Genomic DNA, 19,763 nt, shown 5'->3' on the forward strand with positions numbered 1-19,763 from the left:
CGGCAGCGAGAGCTGCCGCCTCCCCCACTACCGGTCAGGCGTCCAGTTCCTTCAGGCGGGTCCCGAGCACATCCCCGATGGTGTCGAGGAACCGATCCTGCATCAACTGCGGGTGCGTGCAGTCCAGATCATGGTTCACGACGGTGCCCGACACATGCGCGCCCCACGCCTCTCGGGTGAGCCAGTCCTCCGCCCGCGGAGCTGCCGCGGTGAAGAACAACAAGTCGCCGTCGTAACCGCGGTGTACGTGCTCACGCATCAGGCGGGCGTGATTGGGCACGATGTCGACGATCTTCGAGAGCGTCCGGTCCCCGAGCCCGGCGAGCGGGCTGCCCGCCCGGCGCAGCGTGGCGAGCACGTCCTCGCGGGTACGTTCACCGTCGCGCTCGAATCCCGCCATGCGCAGCACCGCGGTAAGGGCGTCGCCTTCCTCCGGCGCCGGGCGCTCCCGCCACTGCTCGGCGGGGAACGCGTCGAGCAGCGCCAGGAGTTCGACCTCCTCGCCGCTCTCCTGGAGCATCACTGCCACCGTGTGCGCGAGGACCCCGCCCACCGACCAGCCCAGCAGCCGGTACGGGCCGTGCCGCTGGACCTCCCGGATGCGCTGCACGTAGTCCGCCGCCTCGTCCTCTAGGGTCCGGGGCAGCGGTTCGTCGCGAACCAGGCCGCGTGCCTGGATGCCGTACACCGGCTGATCCGGTCCCAGCCGGGCGGCCAGCCCGGCGTAGCACCAGGCGATGCCGCCCGCCGGGTGGATGGCGAACAGCGGCGTCCGCGCGTTGCCCCCGCGCAGTCGAAGGACGACGTCCAGGGCATCCTCGGCCGCAGGCCCCGCACCGTCGATCCGGGCGGCGAGCGCTGCCGGGGTGGGCGCCTCGAACAGCGAACCGATCGTCAGCTCGGCGCCGGACTCCTCCCGGACCCGCGCCACGAGCCGGACCGCGAGCAGCGAGGTCCCGCCCAGATCGAAGAACGCGTCGTCCGGGCCCACCTCGGCAGCGCCGAGCACCTCCGCGAACAGCAGAGCCAGCGCCTCCTCGCGGGCGCTCATCGCCCGCTGACCGTCTCCGGCGCCGGTGAAGAGGGGGGCGGGCAGCGCGCGGCGGTCCAGCTTTCCGTTGGGGCTCAGGGGGAAGGCGTCGAGCGCGACCACCGCCGACGGCACCATGTGCTCCGGGAGAGCGAGGGTCAGTGCCGCGCGTACGGCCGCGGGATCAGCGGATCCCGTCACGTATCCGACGAGCCGCTGTTCGCCTGGCCGGTCCTCGCGCACCAGGGCACAGGCCCCGTCCACCCGCGGCCGGGCGGCCAGAGCGGCCTCGATCTCGCCGAGCTCGATCCGCTGCCCGCGCAGCTTGACCTGGTGGTCCGTGCGCCCCAGGTACTCGACCTCGCCCTGCTCCGTCCAGCGCGCCAGGTCCCCCGTGCGGTACATCCGTTCCGCCGGACCTCCGAACGGATCGGCGACGAACCGGGCGGCGGTCAGGTCCGGACGGTTCAGATAGCCGTCGGCGAGCTGCCGGCCCGCGAGGTACAGCTCGCCGGGCACCCCTGGCGGGCACGGCCGCAGCGCGGCGTCGAGTACGTACAGCCGGGTGTTCCACACGGGCTGCCCGATGGGCACGGGCCCGGCGTCGTGCGCCGCGCACGCGTGGAAGCTGACGTCGACGGCTGCCTCCGTCGGCCCGTACAGATTGTGCAGCTCGGCGTGCGGCAGACCGTGGCCGAAGGTGCGCGCGGTCTCCCGGGGCAGCGCTTCCCCGCTGCAGAACACCCGGCGCAGTCCGTCACACGCACTCGGGTCCGTCTCCGCGAGGAAGATCTGGAGCATCGACGGTACGAAGTGGCAGGTGGTGACGGCCTCTTCGCGGATCAGCCGGGCCAGATAGGTGGGGTCCTTGTGGCCGCCCGGCTCCGCGACGACCAGCGCCGCACCCTGGCGCAACGGCCAGAAGAACTCCCACACGGACACGTCGAACGACGAGGGTGTCTTCTGCAGCACCCGGTCGTCCGCCGTCAGCCCGTAGGTGTCCTGCATCCAGCGCAGCCGGTTGTCGATCGCACCGTGCGACACGACGACACCCTTCGGACGGCCGGTGGATCCCGAGGTGTAGATGACGTACGCCGGATGGGCGGGCGTCAGCGGGCGCGACGGATCGCACCACGGGTACCCGGAGACGTCGAGGCCGTCGAGGACGACCCGCCCCGTCGCGGCGTCACCGGCGAGGCGGTCCGCCCGGTCGGTGATCACGCAGACGGGTGACGCGTCACGCAGCATGTACGTGATCCGCTCCGCCGGGTACTCCGGGTCGAGCGGCAGATAGGCGGCCCCCGACTTCAGGACGGCGAGCAGCGAGACGATCAGTTCCACCGAGCGTGGCACCGCCACGGCCACCACGGCCCCCGGCCGGGCGCCCAGGGTGCGCAGGTGGCGGGCGAGCCGGTTGGCGCGGGTGTTCAGCTCCGCGTACGTGAGGGAGACGTCCCCGTACACCAGCGCGGTCGCGGCCGGGGTGCGGGCGGCCTGCGCTTCGATCGGGCCGATCAGTGTCGTCGGCGGCAGTTCACGGGCCGTGCGGTTGAACTGCTCGACGACCAGGGGGTGTTCGGCAGGTGTTGCGATGCCGTGTTCGGCGAGGGCCGTGTGCGGGTCCGTCCCGGTCAGCCGTTCCACGAGGTGCAGGAACCGCTCCTGATGGGCGGCGAGGGCGTCCTTGTCGTACAGGGCCGGATTGCCGTCATGGTCGACGCGCAGGCCGCGGCCGTCCGCGCGGTCGTAGATGTTGAGGGTCAGGTCGTCGACCGGGCCCGCGGAGAGATTGCGGGCCCGGGCCGGCGCCCCCGCGAAGTCCACGTCGTAGTCGAAGGGCATCGCATTGACGAGCGGACCCACCAGGCCGCGGTTCTCGCCGAGCAGCCGCAGATCGCGGCGGATGTCCTCGTAGCGGTAGCGCTGATGGCGGCGGACCGCGCGGATGCCGCGCACGACCTGACGCACCAGCTCGGCGAAGCTCGCGCCCGGGGTGACCGTCACCCGCAGCGGCAGGACGTTCATCACCATGCCGGGCACGCGCAGGCCGGCGGACCCCAACCGCCCCATCATGGGCAGCCCGAGCACCACCTCGGCGCGGGCGGTCGCGCGCGAGGTGTAGAGGGCCTGGGCGGCGATGAGCACCTCCGGCCAGGTCGCGCGCAACCGCGTCGCGAGTTCGCGTACCCGTTCCGTGGAGTGCGGACCGAGGTGGGCGGTGCGGCGCAGGAACGTACGGGACGGCAGTGCGCCGCGCCCCGACAGCCGGGGCGCCTCCGGCCGGTCGGCGAAGGTGTCGGACCAGTGGGCGCGGTCTGCCGTGAACGCCTCCGACGACCGGTAGTCGGCGTCCTGCGCGACGAGGTCGGTCAGTGTCCCGAAGGTCCGGGGCCCGGGCTCCCGCCCCCTGGCGAGCGCCGAGTACACCTCGGCCGTACGCCGGACGAGCAGCGAGTAGCCGAAACCGTCCATGACGAGGTGATGGATCCGCTGGTACCAGAGCCAGCGCTCCTCTCCGACCTGGAAGAGCGCGTGCCGGAACAGCGGTCCCGCCGCGAGATCGCACGGCTCGGCGAGGTCGGCGCGCATCCACGCCTCCGCCCGCTGGTCCGCATCGGGCACATCCCGCAGATCGTGCACGGTGAGCGGCAGACCGACCGAGCCCGCCACGATCTGTCGCGGCCCCTGCGGCCCGTCCTCGATCCGGACGCGCAGCGCGTCCGCTTCGTCGACGACCCGGCGCAGCGCCGCGGCGAACACCTCCGGGTCGAGCGGCCCGTCGATCTCCAGGCACTCCGCGGTGTTCTGCGCCGGACTGAGAGGGTCGAGGGACTGCGCGTACCACATGCCCGACTGGGCGGCTGTCAGGGGCAGTTCGGTGTCGGGACCGTCCACCCTCGTGCCGTCGCCGTCGCCGTCGCCGTCGCCATCGGTGAGCAGGACCGTCACGAGACCCCCAGCAGCGGGGCCCAGGCCTCGATGGAGGGCTGTTCGGCGAGATCGGCGAAGTCGGCCCGCACGTCGTGCTCGCGGCGCCACCCGCCGAGCAACGCCATGATGCGGACCGAGTCCAGTCCGTAGTCGATGAGGTTCTCGTCGAGGGGGATGTCCGCGGGGTCCTCGCCCAGGGACGCGGCGACGTCGTTGCGGATCCCTACCAGGGTGAGGGCCACGGCGCTCAGATCTCCTTCAGAAGGGCGTCGGTGGTGGTCACGAACGCGCAGCGGCCCGCCGCCCAGCGCAGGGCCATGTCGTGGTCCGCGCGCGAGAAGTCGGCGACGGCATCGGCCACGACGAACGCCTGGATGTCCCGCATCCACGCGTCGGCGGCGCTCATCAGCACGCCGATGTGTGCGTACACACCGGTGATCACCAGCTGGTCGCGGCCCGGCTCCCGGATCAGGGACTCAAGTTCGGTGCGGACGAACGCGCTGTACTTCCACTTGGTGAGCACCGTGTCACCGGCTGCCGGTGCGACGGACTCCGGCATGGCCAGGGCCTCGGCGTCGTCGGCCGCGCCGGGACCCCAGAAGTCCAACTGGAGCCCGCGTTCCTCGGCGGTCTGGCCGCCGCGCTGTGCCGAGTAGACCACCGGGACGCCGGCTGCGCGGCACCCCTCGATGATCCGGGCGGTGTTGCCGAGCATGCCGGTCAGCGGCTGTTCGCCGGAGCGGTACGCACCGAGGAAATGGTTCTGGAGGTCGTGGACGAGCAGCACGGCGCGCGTCGGGTCGACGGTCCAGGCGACCCGGTTCGCGGGGAGGTCGTCCGCGCCGGGCAGGGGATAGGGGGCGATGGCGGGGAGTGCCATGAGAGGGGCCTTTCGGTGCCGCGCGGTGCGGCTTCAGTGCTGTTCGGCGGGGACGAGGGCCGTGCCGGGGCGGGGGTGGGGCGCGGCCCCGGAGCGCAGCCCTTTCTTGCTGACCTTGCCGATGCCGGTCCGCGGGAAGACGCCGACGAACTCCACGAGGTCGGGGACCTTGTAGGCGGCGACTCCACGCTCGCGCACATGCCGCTTCACGGCGACCGAGCCGATCGGTTCGCAGCCCTCGCGCAGGATTACGTACGCGAGCGTGCGTTCGCCCAGGAACGCGTCGGCGACGCCGACCACCGACACGTCGTGCACGGACGGGTGGGCGAGGATGATGTTCTCGATCTCCTCCGGCGCGACCTTCTCGCCGCCCCGGTTGATCTGGTCCTTCGCCCGTCCCTCCACCACGAGACTGCCGTTCGCGGTGCGGCGCACGATGTCGCCCGTGCGGTAGAAGCCGTCCTCGGTGAAGGCCGTCCTGTTGTGCTCGGGGGCACGCCAGTAGCCGCGGATCGTGTACGGGCCACGGGTCAGCAGATGCCCGAAGTCCCCCTCGGCGACTTCCTGTCCGCAGTCGTCCACGATCCTGATCTCGTCATCCTCGGAGATCGGCCGGCCCTGCGTGGTGACCACGGTCTCCCGGTCGTCGTCCAGCCGGGTGTAGTTGACGAGACCCTCCGCCATCCCGAAGACCTGCATGAGCCGGCAGCCCAGGGCGGGTTCCAGGCGCCGGGCCGCCGCCTCGCTGTACTTGGCGCCTCCGACGAGGACCAGCTCCAGGCTCGACAGGTCCTGCTCCGCGTCCGGCGCGGCCTCGGTCCACACCAGGGCGAGTGGCGGCACCACCCCCGTCATGGTGATCCGCTCCTGTTCGACGAGCACGAAGGCCGTCGCCGGGTCGGGCCGCGGGCACAGGACGACCGTGCCGCCCGCGTACAGCGCGCCCAGCCACCCCGGGGAGCTCATCGGGAAGTTGTGCGCGGCCGGCAGCGCCACGAGGAACCGGGTGGCCGCGTCGACACCGCAGATCCCGTTGGAGCCGCGCAACGAGTAGATGTAGTCGTCGTGCGTACGCGGGATGAGTTTGGGCACTCCCGTCGTGCCGCCGGACAGCTGGAGGAAGGCCAGGTCGTGCGGCCGGGGCCCGTCGAGCGGACCGGACTCCTCGCACGGCACGTCGGAGAGAGCGGTGTGCTCGCCGGGGTCGCCCACGACGAACACGTGCTTCAGGCCCGGAGTCCGCGCCTTGACCGCGGTCGCCAGCACACGGTGTTCGAAGCCGGCGTGCCGGTCCGGGATCACATAGGCGACGGCCTCGGTGAACGAGCAGAAATAGCCGATCTCCGTCTCCCGGTGCGCGGGCAGGGCGAAGACGGGCAGCGCGCCGATCCGGAAGAGGGCGAAGACGACCTCGATGAACTCCGCGACGTTCGGCAGCTGGACGACGACCCGGTCACCCTTGGCGATGCCGCGCGCCGCGAACCCCGCCGCCAGACGGGCCGCACGCTCGTCCAGCTCAGCGTACGTCCAGGCGCGCCGCCCGTCCGCGGGGTCGACGACCGCCTCCCGGCCGCCGTGGGCAGCGGCGCGCGCCCGGAGCACGTCGGTGAACGTCTCACCGCGCCAGTGCCCGGCCGCACGGTAGCGCTCGGCGAAGCCGGCCGGCCAGGTGGGCGCGTCGTCCTGCGGGGCGGCGCTCACAGCGCGGCCCCCACGGCGCTGAGGAAGGTGCGGAACTTGGCGCCCGTCTCCGCGGTCTCCGCCTCGGGCGAGGAAGCGGCCACGACACCGGCACCGGCGAACAGCCGCAGTGAGCGGCCCTCGGCCTCGGCGCAGCGGATCGTGACGACCCACTCACCGTCCCCGTCCGCGTCCTGCCAGCCGACCATGCCGGTATAGGCGCCCCGGTCGAAGGGCTCCGACTCCGCGATGACGGAGCGGGCCGTGCCGGTCGGGGTGCCGCACACCGCGGGTGTGGGATGCAGCGCCGAGGCGAGGTCGAGAGAGGAGATGCCGGGATCCGTGAGCCTGCCGGTGACGGTCGTCGACAGGTGCCATATGGCGGCGGTCCGTACGAGCGTGGGCCGTTCGGGGACGTCGAGGCTCTCGCAGAACGGGGCGAGGGCTTCCCGCACGGCGTCGACGACCACGGCGTGTTCGTGCAGGTCCTTGGGGGACTCCAGGAGCACTGCCGCGCGTCGCACGTCCTCGGCCAGATCATCGCTGCGCGGCGCGGAGCCGGCCAGCGGATTGGCTGTGAGTACGTTTCCTGCGCGGGCGACCAGGAGTTCGGGACTGGCGCCGATGAGGGTGCGGTCCGGTCCGTTGGGGACGGCGAAGGTGTACCCCTCCGGGTCGTGCTGCGCGAGCCGGCGCAGCATGGCCGGCAGGTCGAGGTCGTGCGACGAGGTCAGCTCCAGGGTGCGGGCGAGGACGACCTTGCCGAACTCCCCGGCACGCATCCGCCGCACCGCCGCCGCCACCGCGGCGGCGTAGTCGGCGGCGGGCGGGACCTCGCGGGTCTGCCAGGTGCCGGGCCCCGCCGACGGGCCGGGGAGCGCGATGAGTGGGTCCTCGCACAGGGCCGAAGCCCGGCGCACGGACCGCGGGACCGCCAGCGAAGGCGGGGCGTCCGGAGTGAACGGCAGCGCGCCCACCACGATCGGCGCCGGGTCACCGGCGCGCCGCCGGGCGTCGAGCACTTCGCGTACCCGGGTACTCAACGGCCGTGAGTCGTGCGGGACGTCGGCAGCGGTACCGGATGCGAGGAGTGTCCGGCGGGACGAGGCGAGGAAGCGGTCGGTGCCGGGCCGGTAGGCGTCGAGCAGTGCGGTCGCCGCGCCGGGGGAGGGAGGAGGGGAGGTCCGGGGGGCGGCCCGGTGCGGGGCGTCGGGTGTGCGCAGTGAGGCGGACATGTCTTCTGGTCTCCAGTGGGGGAGGGCTGGGATCCGCTGTCGGAGGTCGCGGGCGGGGCGGGTCAGGCCCGCAGCGTGGCGCCGCCGTCGACGTAGAGGTCGTGCAGGGTGATGTGGCGGGCGCGGTCGGACACGAGGAAGGCGACGGCGTCGGCGATGTCGGACGGGTCGGCGATCCGGCCGAGCGGAATGCCGGTGCGGTAGCTCGCTCCGTCCCCGTCGATGACCCGCTGGGCGGCGGCCCGTTCGTCCTGTGCGTCTCCGGCCGGCCACATGCCGCGCTGCATGTCGGTGAGGGTCGAGCCCGGTGACACCGTGTTGCAGCGGATGCCCAGGGGAGCCAGTTCGAGGCCGAGGCACTTGGTGAACATGACGGCCGCGGCCTTCGACGCCGCGTAAGCGGCCATGTTCGTACGGGGGATGCCCGCGGCGTTGGACGCTACGGTGACGATGCTGCCCGTGCCGCGTCCGGCCATCCGGCGCGAAACCGACCGCGAGACGTGGAACACCCCGTCGGTGTTGACGGCGAAGGTGGCCGCCCAGTCCTCGTCCGTCAGCTCGGCGACCGCCGAACACCGCAGCACTCCCGCGACGTTGACCGCGATGTCCAGGGGACCGAGCGTGTCCGCGGCCTCCGTGACGAGCGCTTCGACGGCCGCGGAGTCCGTGACGTCGAGCGTGCGGGCGGCGACCCGCTCGCCGTACTTCCCGGCGAGCGCGTCGAGGCCGTGGGGGGCGAGGTCGGTGGCGAGGACATGGGCGCCGCGTTCGACGAGGGCGTGCACCACCGCCTCGCCGATCCCCCGGCCCGCCCCCGTCACGAGGGCGAGCCGGCCGGTGAGTTCCCGGTCGGCGTTCACTTGACCATGGCCTTGCGGATGTCGTCGAGCACCGAGACGGCGGCCTGCGCCCCGCCCAGGCTCGTCCACTTCGTGCCGTCGATCACGGTCGACCGACCGCTGCTCACTGCCCTGAGCTGCTTGTACGCCGGCCTGTCGGACAGCTCGTCCACGAGGGCCTGGTCCGATCCGGTGGAGGTGAGGGTGCCGATGAAGAGCCAGTCCCCGTCGATCTCCTTGAGGTTCTCGTCGCTGATCGGCGTGGAGTGTCCCTCGCCCTTCCGGTTCTGGATGCCGGGGCGGGTGAAGCCCAGGTCCCCCAGGACGTCGCTGATGAACACGCCCTGCTGCATGACGGCCGAGCCCTTGGCCGAGTAGCGGGCGACGGACACGCTCTTGCCCGCCTCCGGGCCCAGGTCCTTCTTCAGGGCGGCGACCCGGGTGTCGTAGTCGGCGAGGAACGCCGCGGCCTTGTTCTCGCGGCCGAGGGCCTTCCCGGTGAGCGAGAGCGCCTTCTTCCAGTCCTTGGTGCCGTCGATCGTGACGACCGTGGGTGCGACCTTGCGCAGCTGCTGGAGGACCTGCTCGTCGGCGAGCTGACCGGCCAGGATCACATCAGGCTTCGCCCGGACGACCTTCTCGATGTCGGGCCCGGTGACCGCACCCACCACGGGGACGCCCTTCGCCTGGTCGGCGAGGTAGCCGGGCGCGCCCTGCTGGCCCCGGCCGGCGGTCAGCCCAACGGGCCTCACTCCCAGCGCGAGGGCCGCGTCCAGGTCCATCTCGCTGAGGACCACCACGCGCTCGGGCGTCGAGGGGACCTTCACCGACGTCCCGGTCGCGTCCGTCACCTGGTTGTCCTTCGGGGACGTGGAGGCGCCCGGGTCGGAACCGTCGGACGCCTCGGAGGATCCACAGGCGGCGAGGGCCAGGGCACAGATGCCGATGAGCGAGGCCGCCACCGACGGGCGGGCGAGGCCACGGGAAAGAAGGGTCGAATTCGGCGCCATGGCCTGAAATCTCCGTTTGTGTTCGAGTGATGAGGACGGTTCGGGCGGGTTCTCCGCCGATCGGAGAGGGGCGGGGCGCGGCGGTTGACGCCGTTTCAGGGCAGGGAGGAGCCCTGGGCCCCACCGCCGGCCGCCCGGCCTACTTAGGTTAGGCTAACCATATGTTGATCGTGCAAGGGGGACGGCCCGTCACCGGATCCCGCCCCACCCGAACCCCGCCACGGGAAGGGCGCGCGGCCGTGCGGGCGGCCATCGGTCTCGTGCTCCTGTTGCCGGCCCTCGTCCTGCTGTCCCTGCTCATCGGCACCGGGTCCAGCTCGGCGGGCGGCGCCTGGCACTACCTCGTCGGCGACCCGGCCGCCCGAGCGGACGCACAACTGCGCCTGGCCGTCGTGGACGTACGCCTGCCGCGCACGCTGGCGGCGGTCCTGGTCGGGGCGTGTCTGGGGACGGCCGGATGCCTCCTGCAGGCCGCCACCCGCAACCCCCTCGCCGAGACGGGACTGCTCGGCGTCAACTCCGGAGCCGCCTTCGCGGTGGTGCTGGGGCTCACCTTCTTCGGTGCGGACTCCCCCGCCTCGCTCCTGGTGTGGGCCCTGGCCGGAGGCATGGTCGCGAGCGCGGCCGTCCTCCTGTTCGCCGCGTCCGGACGAGGCGGCGGATCCCCGCTGCGGCTCGTCCTGGCCGGATCGGCGCTCGGCGCCACCTTTCACGGCCTCACCTCGTACGTCCTGCTGGGCACTCAGTCGACCTTCGACACCTACCGCTACTGGACGATCGGCTCGCTCGCCGGCATCGAGACCTCCGACCTGCTGCCCCTTCTGCCCCTGATCGCCGTCGGCCTGGTCACCGCACTCGGCTGCGCCCGGCCACTCGCGGCGCTCGGACTCGGGGACGACGGAGCCCGCTCCCTGGGCCACCATCCCGGCCGGATCCGGCTGGTCGTCGCCGGGGCGGTCTCGCTGCTCGCCGGCTGCGCCGTCGCCGTGGCCGGGCCCATCGCCTTCCTGGGACTGTTCGCGCCCTACGCCGCCCGAGCACTGGCCGGAGCGCGGATGACCGCCCAACTCGTCCTGTCCACACTGATCGCGGCCGACATCATGATCATCGCGGACGTTCTCGCCCGGATCGTCATCCGGCCCTGGGAAACCCCGGTCAGTGTGCTGCTCGCCTTCGTCGGCGGCCCCCTGCTCGTGTGGATCGCCCGCTCCTCCCGGCTGTCCACTGCGGGGGCCTCCGCATGACGGACGTGACCCCGCCCGACAGCGTCGTGCTCCGCAGCGGAACACTGTCCTGGCTCCTGCCGCGGCGCAGCGCGCTCGCTGCCGCACTGCTCCTTCCGCTGCTGGCCCTCCTCATCACCCTGGCGGTCATGGCGAGTTCGACCGGAATGGGCCTGCCGGAGACTCTCTCGGGACTGCTCGGAACTGGCGACGCCGGCACCGTGATGATCGTGCGGGACTTCCGGCTGCCCCGCATCTTCACCGGCCTGCTGGTCGGCGCCGCCCTCGGCATCGCGGGCTGCCTCACCCAGACCCTGGCAGGCAACCGGCTCGCCACACCGGACCTGGTCGGGGTCAACGAGGGGGCCACCGCTGCCGTGGTCGCCGCTGCCGCGGGGTCCGCCACCGGAATGGTCGGCAACTGGTGGCTCGGGCCGATCGGTGCCGTGGCCGCCGCGATCGTGGTCGTCCTGTGCGCCGGAGGAGCGGGCAGCGCCGGATACCGGCTGCTGGTGGCCGGGATCGGCGTCTCCACCTTCGTCGGTGCGGTGAGTGACCTGATCATGTCGCGCGAGAACGACAACACGGCGGGCGGCGTGTTCCTCTGGGCCGTCGGCAGCCTCAACGGACGCGACTGGGACGCCGGTGTGCCGCTGGGCGTCGTCCTGCTGTTCCTCGTTCCGCTCTCCCTGGCGGCCGGGTACCGCCTGCAACTGCTGCGCTTCGGCGACGAGGTGGCGAGCTCTCTCGGAGTGGACCTGCGACGAGTCCGTACGTTCGCGCTGGTCCTGGCCGTGCTGCTGGCCGGCACCGCGGTCGGGGTCGGCGGCCCCATCGCCTTCGTGGCCCTGGCGGCACCGGTCCTCGCGCAGCGGCTGAGCGGTCCCACCCGCGTCCCGGTCACCGGCTCGGCTCTGACCGGAGCCGCGCTGATCGCAGCGGCCGACGCGATCGGTCGCGTCGCCGCTCCGGTCGAACTGCCCGTCGGGGTCGTCACCAGCGTCCTCGGCGGACCCTTCCTCCTGTGGGTACTGCTGCGGCCCGACCGGGCCGCCGGAAAGGCGTGAGCAGAACATGACCGAGAACGTGAGCCGTACATGACCGAGAATCCGACCGGTACGAAGGCGGGCGTCGAGGCGGGCCTGGAAGTCCGTGGCCTGCGTGCCGGATACCCCGGCCGTCCCGTCGTCGAAAACGTCGACCTCACCGTTCCCGCCGGACAGGTCGTCGCGATCGTCGGCCCCAACGGCTGCGGGAAGTCGACCCTGCTGCGGACCGTCGCGCGGCTCCACCGGCCCGAGAGCGGCACGGTCCGGATAGGCGGCACGGACATCTGGGAGACCGGGCGGCGCAAGGCCGCCCACCACGTCGCGCTGCTGCCCCAGTCACCGCGCGCCCCCGAGGCCGTCACCGTGGCAGGGCTGGTGCGCTACGGACGCAGCCCGCACCAGGGGCTGCTGCGCCAGTGGTCGCGCGAGGACGAGCGGGCGGTACGCGACGCACTCGACGCCACCGGCACCGCGGCACTGGCGGGGGAGCGCATCGACCGGCTGTCCGGCGGTCAGCGCCAGCGCTGCTGGCTCGCGATGGTGCTGGCCCAGCAGACCCCTGTCGTCCTGCTCGACGAACCGACCAGCGCTCTGGACCTGGGGCACGCCGTCGAGGTCCTGGAACTCGTCCGCGAGGTCGCGGCCACCGGCCGCACCGTCGTCATGGTCCAGCACGACCTCGCCGCCGCCGCCCGGTACGCCGACCTCCTCGTCGCCATGAAGGGCGGCCGCGTCATCGCCCGGGGTGCCCCCCGCGAGACGGTCGACGAGGCGCTGGTGAAGGAGCTCTATGCGGTCGACGCCGACATCCTCCCCGCCCCGGGAGACGGCTCACCGGTCGTCGTGCCGCGCAGCCGTGCCGACATGATCGCGGCGCCGACATCTGCTCCATAATGTCCGAATTGAGCAATTATTTCGGATTAGTCAAAAACATCCCACAGGGTCACGCCTCAACGGGGCATGGATTACGAATACCTAGCAAATCACCCTTTTCGGGCACAGTGGCCAGCGTCACGTTTGCCGCCGTCGATGCGGAACCGGAGGCTTCGGTTCCCTGCTGTGCCAAGAAATTCTGGTTCCACGCATGTGACCGGCGTCGCACATTTCCTTTTATTGATCTTGCTGATCAATTGTGATCGGGAATTCTGGGCTTGTTTCGTCCGGTCTTTCTCGCTTACGGTCACCGTCAATCCGGATGGAACGCCGAATCCTGCCGCCGTCCGGTAACCCGACCACTCACGTACGGCAGGAGCGGGGGACCCAGGTTTGCTGCCGTTCCGGGGAATCCGGAGCGGCTTGGGGTGAAGTCGCCATGTGCGGCCGGACATCTCCAGTCCGAACCCGACAGCTCACCTCGCAGGCGGCGGAGAGGAAAAGCGCCATGCCCTTCAAGGGTCAGCACCGTCGTTCCAAGTCCACCCCCCTGACCCGCGGTTTCATCGCCGTGAGTGCGGGCGGAGCCGTTCTCGCGCTCCCCCTGATCGCTGCCGGATCGGCTTCCGCCGCACCGGCACACTCGGTCGTCGCAGCAAAGGCCTCGGCCCCGACTTCCGTGGCGGGCAAGGAAATTGCCGCACAGAAGACCGAGTCCACCACCTATTCCGTGGTCTCCGGTGATTCGCTTTCCAAGATCGCCCGCGGGCATTCCCTCAGCGGTGGCTGGGAGCGGCTGTACAAGGACAACCGGAGCGCGGTCGGCGGCAACCCCGACCTCATTCACCCGGGTCTGAAGCTGACCATCGGCGCCAAGTCCGTGGCCGCTGCCCCCAAGGCCGCGACCAAGAGCGAATTCAAGGCGGAGAACACGTCCGGCAGCGCCTCGCAGCCGTCCGCCGACCGGACCGAGAGCGCAGACCGTGCCGACCGTTCCCAGCGGACGACGGTCACGCCCGTCGCCGAGGAGACCGCCGCGACCACGCCCGCGCAGACCGCGACGTCGTACACCGACGACCTCGACGGCTGGATCAAGGAGTCGCTCGCCGTCATGGCCGACCACGGCATCCCCGGCAGCTACGACGGCATCTACCGCAACGTCATCCGCGAGTCCTCGGGCAACCCGCAGGTCGTCAACAACTGGGACTCGAACGCCGCTGCCGGCACCCCGTCCAAGGGCCTCCTCCAGGTCATCCAGCCCACGTTCGACGCGTTCCACGTGCCCGGCACCTCGCTGGACATCCTGGACCCGGTCGCCAACATCACCGCCGCGTGCAACTACGCCGCGGCCACGTACGGCTCGATCGACAACGTCTTCGGGGCCTACTGATCCCTTGCGGTTCCGCCCCCGGGCGGAGGCGTGAACAGGGGCGGAAGGGAGCTGAACTGCTCCTTTCCGCCCCTTTCGCCATGCCGTACAACCCTTGTGGCGCAGCACGGGTCCAACAGGGCGCCAGGAAGGTAACGGGCCCTTCCCGGCGCTCCGGCCCAGCGGCCTGCCCGGCCCGGTCGGCCGGACAGGCCTCGCCCGGTCATCCTTGAACCGAGGAGCCGTTCGTGCGCACCTACCGTCCGGCCGCCGTTGTCGCGGCCTCTCTCCTCCTGATCGCGGGAGCCGCCATCGCCGCGCCCTCCGCCTACGCCGGCGCCCCCGGCGGAACGCACGCGGACGACCGCAACACCGACTTCAACGGCGACGGCTACGAGGACGTGCTCATCGGCGCGCCCGGCGGGACCATCGCCGGCAGGAAGGGCGCGGGCTACGTGACCGTGCAGTACGGCGGGCCGGGTGGCATCGGCACTGCCCGGGGAGACGTCTTCAGCCAGGACACCACCGGGGTGCCCGGCGCCGCCGAGGCCGGGGACGGTTTCGGCCGGGCCCTGGCCACCGGCGACCTGGACGGGGACGGGTACGACGACGCGATCGTGGGACTCCCGGGCGAGAACATCGAGCCGGTGACCGACGCGGGCGGCGCCGTCGTCCTGTGGGGCTCCGCGGACGGGCTCTCCGGCACGGGCAGCGACTGGCTTCAGGCCGAGGGGCCCGTCGCCGGCGCAGGGTTCGGCGGCGCTCTCGTCGCCGCGCACTTCAGCCCCGACATCCCCGGCGACCAGCTGGCCGTGACCGGCCGCACCGACCTCGCCGTGTACCAGTACGACCCCGGGACCCGGCGGGATGCCATCTCACGCACCAGCCATGTCCCCGGCACACCGGGGCGCGAGATCGTGCCGCGGGCCATGACGACCGGCGACTACGACGGCAACGGCCTCGCCGACCTGGTCATCTCCGGGGTCACCATCGGCGAGGAGCCGGGCCACGGCTGGTCCACCCTCCTCTTCGGCGAGGTCCAGGGCCTCCGGTACGAACACGACCTGCGCGGCGGTCCCGCCGTTGCCTCCGGCGACATCGACGACGACGGCTACGACGACCTCGTCACCGGGGAGCCGCACAGCCCCGACGACGGCGGCGAGTCCATGACCGGTGGAGTGGTCGGCGTGTACTACGGCAGCGCGGGTGACGGGCCGGTCGGAGCCGAGGGCCCGGGCACCCCGCCCGTGTGGTGGACGCAGGACACCTCCGGTGTCCCCGGTGGCTCGGAGGCCGGCGACGGCTGGGGCGCCGACCTCTCCGTGGCGGACACCGACGGCGACGGGTACGCGGACGTGGCCATCGGCGCCCCGGGCGAGGACATCGGCACGCTCGCCGACGCCGGGGCCGTGTGGGTGCTGCGCGGCGCGGCCGGCGGGCTCACCGCCACCGGCGCCGCTTCGTGGGACCAGGACTCGCTGAACGTTCCGGGCACCCCCGAGAAGGGTGACCACTGGGGTGGCCAGGCGCGACTGACCGACCCCGACAAGGACGGGCGGGCCGGTCTGCTGACCGCGGCGCCCGGGGAGAACGCCGGCGACGGCGTCGTCTGGGCGTTCTCCGCCGGCGCCGGCGGAGTGACTGCCGCCGGCTCGTGGACGTTCGACGCGGGAGCGTTCGGCGGTCCGAGGACGGGCGCCGGATACGGGGCCGCGATCGACGAGTAGGAGCCCGGGGGAGCGGGCCGGGGCGAGTTCCCCGGCCTGCGCCGGTCCGTTCCCAACCCGGTGTGCGATGCCACTATGAACCTTTCATCCCGCGCGCTACCCTCCGCCGCATGATTTCCACGGTGGTCTGGGGTACCGGCAATGTCGGCCGCGCTGCCATCCGCGCGGTCGAGGCCCATCCGGCTCTGAAGCTCGCGCACGTACTCGTCCACGCCCCCGGCAAGGTGGGCCGCGACGCGGGCGCCCTGGCCGGGCTGGACCGCGATCTGGGCCTCGCCGCGACCGACGACGTCGACGCGGTGCTCGCCACCGCCCCTCGCGCCGTCGTGTACGCGGCTTCCGGCGACATCCGGCCCGACGAGGCCCTGGCCGACATCACCAGGGCGGTGGCCGCAGGCGCGGTCGTCGTCACCCCCGCCCTGTACGCGCTCTACGACCAGCGGGGCGCGCCGCCCGAGCTGCGCGAGCCCGTGCTCGAAGCCGTGGCCCGCGGTGGCGGCTCGCTCTTCGTCTCCGGCGTCGACCCCGGCTGGGGCAACGACGTACTTCCTCTGCTGATCAGCGGACTCGGCACCACGGTGGACGTGATCCGCTGTCAGGAGATCTTCGACTACTCCACGTACGACCAGCCCGACTCGGTCCGCCACCTCATCGGCATGGGACACCCCATGGAGTACGAGCCCCTCATGCTCGCGGCCTCCGTCCCGACCATGGTGTGGGGCGGCCAGATACGCCTGATGGCCCGGGCCCTGGGCGTGGAGCTCGACGACATCCGCGAGACCATGGCCCGGCGGCCGCTCGAGAGGACCGTCAGCACCCGGACGATGGGCGCGTTCGAGGCGGGCACCCAGGGCGCGGTCCGTTTCGAGGTGCAGGGCATCGTCGAGGGCGAACCCCGCATCGTCATCGAACACATCACCCGTATCCATCCGTCCTGTGCTCCGGACTGGCCGTCGCCGCCGGACGGCTCCGGTGCGCACCGGGTGATCATCGAGGGGCGCCCGCGCATCGAGGTCACCGTCGAGGCCACCGACGAGGGCGAGAACCGCTCGGCGGGCGGCAACGCCACCGCCGTCGGCCGGCTGGTGAACGCCATCGACTGGCTGGTGGAGGCGGAACCCGGACTCTACGACGCGCTCGACGTGCCCCTGCGTCCCGCAGCCGGCCGACTCGGAAGGAAGCAGTCATGATCATCGACATCCCCGAGGGCCAGGAGCCGATCGGCTACGTGTGGGGGGACATGGTTCCCGGCATCGGCATGGCCGCAGCGAACTTCTCGCTGTCGGTGTACGAGCACACGACGCTCGGGCTCCGGGAGTTCGAGGCCGCCAGACTGCGCATCGCGCAGATCAACGGCTGTCTGTTCTGCCTGGACTGGCGCACCGAACGCGACGGAGACAAGGTCGAGGAGGACTTCGCCGGCGCGGTGACCGACTGGCGCACCACAGAGGTCTTCGACGACCGGACCCGGCTGGCCGCCGAATACGCCGAGCGCTATGCCCTGGACCACCACGGCCTGGACGATGCCTTCTGGGCCCGGATGACGGCGCACTACAGCCAGCACGAGATCGTCGAACTGAGCATGAGCATCGGCTCCTGGCTCGCGTTCGGCAGGCTCAACCATGTGCTCGGTCTCGACGCCGTGTGCGTGCTGCCTGGTCACTGAATCCACCGCCGGCCGGACCCGGTTGCGGCGCGTGTCCAGTAGGAGGCCTGCCCGTGCCTCCTACTGGAAGGTCCGCCCCTTCGGCCGCGCCGTCACAGGTCGGTGGCGATGATCTTCTCGATGTTCCGTTCGGCGAGGGCCGTGATGGTGACGAACGGATTGACGCTGGTGTTGCCGGGGATCAGCGAGCCGTCGATGACGTAGAGGCCCGTATAGCCGTGCAGTCGGCCGTAGTTGTCGGTGGCTCTGCCGAGGACGGCGCCGCCGAGCGGGTGGTAGGTGAGGTGGTCGCCCCAGATCTTGTAGACGCCGAAGAGGTCGGTCCGGTAGATGGTCCCCTCCTTGGCGTTGATCTTGTCGAAGATCGTTTTCGCCATGTCGATGGAGGGCTGCTTCCAGGCGGTCTGCCAGTTCAGGTCGACCTTGCCCGTGGCGGCGTTCCAGGAGAACTGGGCACGGTGCGGGTTCTTCGTGATCGACAGGTAGAACGAGGCGTAGGTCTCGATCCCGGTCGGCAGCGGAGCGACCTCGGCGAACGCGCCGCCGGCGGCCCAGTTGTCGATGCCGCCGCAGGGGATGCTCGACTGGACCGCGCCCGTTGCGTCCCACATGTGGTTGGCGCGGCCGCACATGACGTTGCCGTTGTCGCCCCAGCCCTTGCCGACCTCGTCGCTCAGCCCGGACAGCGCGCCCGTGGCCTTCAGCCGGGTGAGCAGCTTGCTGGTGCCCACGCTGCCCGCGGCGAAGAACACCTTGTCCGCGGTGACCGTCTTGGTGGTCGCGACACTCCCGTCGGTGCGGAGTTCGTCGATGACGACCGTGTAGCCGCCGCCCTGTGCGGGGGCGACCGAAGTCACCTGGTGGAGGGGGGAGACGGTGACGTTGCCCGTCGCCGCGGCCTGGGCGAGGTAGGTCTTCTGCAGCGACTTCTTGCCGTAGTTGTTGCCGTAGAGGATCTCACCGTCCAGCGCCGACTTGGGTACGGTGCCGACGGCTTCCTTCTCCATGTAGTCCCAGTCGTACACGTCGGGTACGAAGACGAACGGGAAGCCGGAGCGCTGGGCGTGTTTGCGGCCCACGCGGGCGTACTGGTAGCAGTCCACGCTGTCGAACCACGCCGGGTCGATGGTGCCGACCCCGAGCCCGGCGTTGGCGCGCGGGTAGTAGGTGGAGTACATCTCCTCGGCGTCCACCGACGGGAGGATCGCGCCGAAGTTCTCGCGTCTGGGCGTCACCGCCATGCCGCCGTTGACCAGCGACCCGCCGCCGACGCCGCGCCCCTGGTACACCGTGATCCCGCTGAAGTCCTCGGCGTCGAGGATGCCGGTGTACCGGGGGATCGCCCTGTCGATGGGGAAGCCGAGGAAGTTGCTGAGGGGCTGCTTGCTCTTCGTGCGCAGCCAGTACGAACGCCCGTCGGGTTTCGTCGTGTTGGCGAAGATCTTGCCGTCGGCCCCGGGGGTGTCCCATGCCATCCCCATCTCGACCAGGTGCACGCGTACCCCTGCGCGGGCGAGACGCAGGGCGGCTACGGAACCTCCGTACCCGGTGCCGATCACCAGAACTGGAACGTGGTCCCCACTGCCGATCACAGAGGCAGGGCCGAAGGCGCGGGCCTGGGCGCCGGTGGCGTGACCGGAGAGCGCCGCCGCTCCCAGGATGAAACCTGTTCTAGCTACGAATCCGCGACGTGAGATACCGCTCGATCCCTTGTCGGGTAAGCTCAAGTCCGCCATGTGGCGTTCCTCACTCTCCGCTCGAATGGGAACGAGTTCTACTGGCGCTCGCGCGATAAGTCACTACATACCTATGGGTAATTTCCCCCGGATCCTCGGTCGTCTGCCGCGGGTGGCGGCCGCGGCGCCCCCGGGGTGCGGCGCGGGGGTATCGCATGGATGCTGGGAGGGTCAGCGTTCCATGAGGAGGAAAGTCATGAGCATGCTCGACAAGATCAAGGGCCTGATCAAGGGGCATCCCGACCAGGCCCGCAAGGGAGTCGAGAAGGGCGGCGACTTCATCGACAAGAAAACGGGCAACAAGTACAACGGCCAGGTCGATTCCGCCCAGCAGAAGCTCAATGACCAGTTCGGTGACCGTCGTCCGCCGACCGGCGAACAGTAGGGCAGCCGCACCCTCCGCAGGGCCTCCGCCCCGAACGGGCGCAGGCCCTGTGCTGTGCGTCGAAGGTCGGGAGACCGCGCAGTGAAGGAGCGGCAGCCGCCGTATGTGGGTGGCTGCCGCTCCTTCACCG

At 71.4% G+C, this 19,763-nt stretch carries 16 protein-coding genes and 1 riboswitch; of the genes, 8 read left to right on the forward strand and 8 right to left on the reverse strand.

Annotation, left to right across the window (positions count from 1 at the left end):
* Window positions 1–34: 34 nt before the first annotated feature.
* From OG538_RS32545 to OG538_RS32575, 7 genes are all read right to left on the reverse strand, one after another.
* Window positions 35–3,877 carry an amino acid adenylation domain-containing protein gene (locus OG538_RS32545; protein ID WP_406100395.1) on the reverse strand — a complete coding sequence of 1,281 codons (3,843 nt, stop codon included), beginning with the start codon at window positions 3,875–3,877 and terminating at the stop codon, window positions 35–37.
* Window positions 3,878–3,975: 98 nt separating this feature from the next.
* Window positions 3,976–4,203 (reverse strand): phosphopantetheine-binding protein, encoded by a 228-nt coding sequence (locus OG538_RS32550; protein WP_406099081.1) that lies wholly within the window; start codon window positions 4,201–4,203, stop codon window positions 3,976–3,978.
* A gap of 5 nt (window positions 4,204–4,208) precedes the next feature.
* Window positions 4,209–4,841: an isochorismatase family protein gene (locus tag OG538_RS32555; RefSeq protein WP_406099083.1), complete on the reverse strand. Its 633-nt coding sequence runs from the start codon at window positions 4,839–4,841 to the stop codon at window positions 4,209–4,211.
* A gap of 33 nt (window positions 4,842–4,874) precedes the next feature.
* Complete coding sequence (locus OG538_RS32560) at window positions 4,875–6,542, reverse strand: (2,3-dihydroxybenzoyl)adenylate synthase (RefSeq protein ID WP_406099084.1); 1,668 nt, start codon at window positions 6,540–6,542, stop codon at window positions 4,875–4,877.
* On the reverse strand, window positions 6,539–7,756 hold the full coding sequence (locus tag OG538_RS32565) for an isochorismate synthase (protein ID WP_406099085.1): 1,218 nt from the start codon (window positions 7,754–7,756) through the stop codon (window positions 6,539–6,541). Before OG538_RS32565 ends, OG538_RS32560 begins: the two co-directional genes overlap by 4 nt.
* A 62-nt stretch (window positions 7,757–7,818) precedes the next feature.
* Window positions 7,819–8,616, reverse strand: a complete 798-nt coding sequence (locus tag OG538_RS32570; protein WP_406099086.1) for a 2,3-dihydro-2,3-dihydroxybenzoate dehydrogenase — start codon at window positions 8,614–8,616, stop codon at window positions 7,819–7,821.
* A complete protein-coding gene (locus tag OG538_RS32575) occupies window positions 8,613–9,605 on the reverse strand; it encodes an ABC transporter substrate-binding protein (RefSeq protein WP_406099088.1) in 993 nt (330 codons plus the stop codon). The genes OG538_RS32570 and OG538_RS32575 overlap by 4 nt, the downstream gene beginning before the upstream one ends.
* A gap of 161 nt (window positions 9,606–9,766) precedes the next feature.
* Here OG538_RS32575 and OG538_RS32580 point away from each other — a divergent pair, with 161 nt between their 5' ends.
* From OG538_RS32580 to OG538_RS32610, 7 genes are all read left to right on the forward strand, one after another.
* The gene (locus OG538_RS32580) at window positions 9,767–10,849 is read left to right on the forward strand and encodes a FecCD family ABC transporter permease (RefSeq protein WP_406099090.1); all 1,083 of its coding nucleotides are present in this window, start codon (window positions 9,767–9,769) and stop codon (window positions 10,847–10,849) included.
* Window positions 10,846–11,895, forward strand: coding sequence for a FecCD family ABC transporter permease (locus tag OG538_RS32585; protein WP_406099091.1), 1,050 nt, complete (start codon window positions 10,846–10,848; stop codon window positions 11,893–11,895). Before OG538_RS32580 ends, OG538_RS32585 begins: the two co-directional genes overlap by 4 nt.
* Window positions 11,896–11,925: 30 nt before the next feature.
* A complete protein-coding gene (locus OG538_RS32590; RefSeq protein ID WP_406099093.1) occupies window positions 11,926–12,771 on the forward strand; it encodes an ABC transporter ATP-binding protein in 846 nt (281 codons plus the stop codon).
* A 297-nt stretch (window positions 12,772–13,068) separates the two neighbouring features.
* Window positions 13,069–13,253, forward strand: a riboswitch (cyclic di-AMP (ydaO/yuaA leader).
* A 5-nt stretch (window positions 13,254–13,258) separates the two neighbouring features.
* Window positions 13,259–14,140 (forward strand): transglycosylase SLT domain-containing protein, encoded by an 882-nt coding sequence (locus OG538_RS32595; RefSeq protein WP_406099095.1) that lies wholly within the window; start codon window positions 13,259–13,261, stop codon window positions 14,138–14,140.
* Window positions 14,141–14,367: 227 nt separating this feature from the next.
* Window positions 14,368–15,846 (forward strand): FG-GAP repeat protein, encoded by a 1,479-nt coding sequence (locus OG538_RS32600; protein WP_406099097.1) that lies wholly within the window; start codon window positions 14,368–14,370, stop codon window positions 15,844–15,846.
* Window positions 15,847–15,956: 110 nt separating this feature from the next.
* The gene (locus tag OG538_RS32605) at window positions 15,957–17,036 is read left to right on the forward strand and encodes a dihydrodipicolinate reductase (RefSeq protein ID WP_406099099.1); all 1,080 of its coding nucleotides are present in this window, start codon (window positions 15,957–15,959) and stop codon (window positions 17,034–17,036) included.
* Window positions 17,033–17,512, forward strand: coding sequence for a carboxymuconolactone decarboxylase family protein (locus OG538_RS32610; protein ID WP_406099100.1), 480 nt, complete (start codon window positions 17,033–17,035; stop codon window positions 17,510–17,512). Before OG538_RS32605 ends, OG538_RS32610 begins: the two co-directional genes overlap by 4 nt.
* A 92-nt stretch (window positions 17,513–17,604) precedes the next feature.
* Here OG538_RS32610 and OG538_RS32615 read toward each other — a convergent pair whose 3' ends face one another.
* Complete coding sequence (locus tag OG538_RS32615) at window positions 17,605–19,248, reverse strand: GMC oxidoreductase (RefSeq protein WP_406099101.1); 1,644 nt, start codon at window positions 19,246–19,248, stop codon at window positions 17,605–17,607.
* Window positions 19,249–19,444: 196 nt separating this feature from the next.
* On the opposite strand from OG538_RS32615, the gene OG538_RS32620 reads away from it, so the two are divergent.
* On the forward strand, window positions 19,445–19,633 hold the full coding sequence (locus OG538_RS32620) for an antitoxin (RefSeq protein ID WP_406099102.1): 189 nt from the start codon (window positions 19,445–19,447) through the stop codon (window positions 19,631–19,633).
* Window positions 19,634–19,763: the final 130 nt, after the last annotated feature.

It is taken from the genome of Streptomyces sp. NBC_01013 (assembly GCF_045162765.1).
Classification (GTDB): Bacteria; Actinomycetota; Actinomycetes; order Streptomycetales; family Streptomycetaceae; genus Streptomyces.

Bases quoted from the DNA above. Each gene is read 5' to 3' on its own strand.
- OG538_RS32555 (WP_406099083.1), bottom strand. From the start codon at position 4,841: ATGGCACTCCCCGCCATCGCCCCCTATCCCCTGCCCGGCGCGGACGAC.
- OG538_RS32585 (WP_406099091.1), top strand. From the start codon at position 10,846: ATGACGGACGTGACCCCGCCCGACAGCGTCGTGCTCCGCAGCGGAACA.
- OG538_RS32575 (WP_406099088.1), bottom strand. From the start codon at position 9,605: ATGGCGCCGAATTCGACCCTTCTTTCCCGTGGCCTCGCCCGCCCGTCG.
- OG538_RS32580 (WP_406099090.1), top strand. From the start codon at position 9,767: ATGTTGATCGTGCAAGGGGGACGGCCCGTCACCGGATCCCGCCCCACC.
- OG538_RS32565 (WP_406099085.1), bottom strand. From the start codon at position 7,756: ATGTCCGCCTCACTGCGCACACCCGACGCCCCGCACCGGGCCGCCCCC.
- OG538_RS32590 (WP_406099093.1), top strand. From the start codon at position 11,926: ATGACCGAGAATCCGACCGGTACGAAGGCGGGCGTCGAGGCGGGCCTG.
- OG538_RS32595 (WP_406099095.1), top strand. From the start codon at position 13,259: ATGCCCTTCAAGGGTCAGCACCGTCGTTCCAAGTCCACCCCCCTGACC.
- OG538_RS32605 (WP_406099099.1), top strand. From the start codon at position 15,957: ATGATTTCCACGGTGGTCTGGGGTACCGGCAATGTCGGCCGCGCTGCC.
- OG538_RS32610 (WP_406099100.1), top strand. From the start codon at position 17,033: ATGATCATCGACATCCCCGAGGGCCAGGAGCCGATCGGCTACGTGTGG.
- OG538_RS32620 (WP_406099102.1), top strand. From the start codon at position 19,445: ATGAGCATGCTCGACAAGATCAAGGGCCTGATCAAGGGGCATCCCGAC.
- OG538_RS32545 (WP_406100395.1), bottom strand. From the start codon at position 3,877: ATGTGGTACGCGCAGTCCCTCGACCCTCTCAGTCCGGCGCAGAACACC.
- OG538_RS32615 (WP_406099101.1), bottom strand. From the start codon at position 19,248: ATGGCGGACTTGAGCTTACCCGACAAGGGATCGAGCGGTATCTCACGT.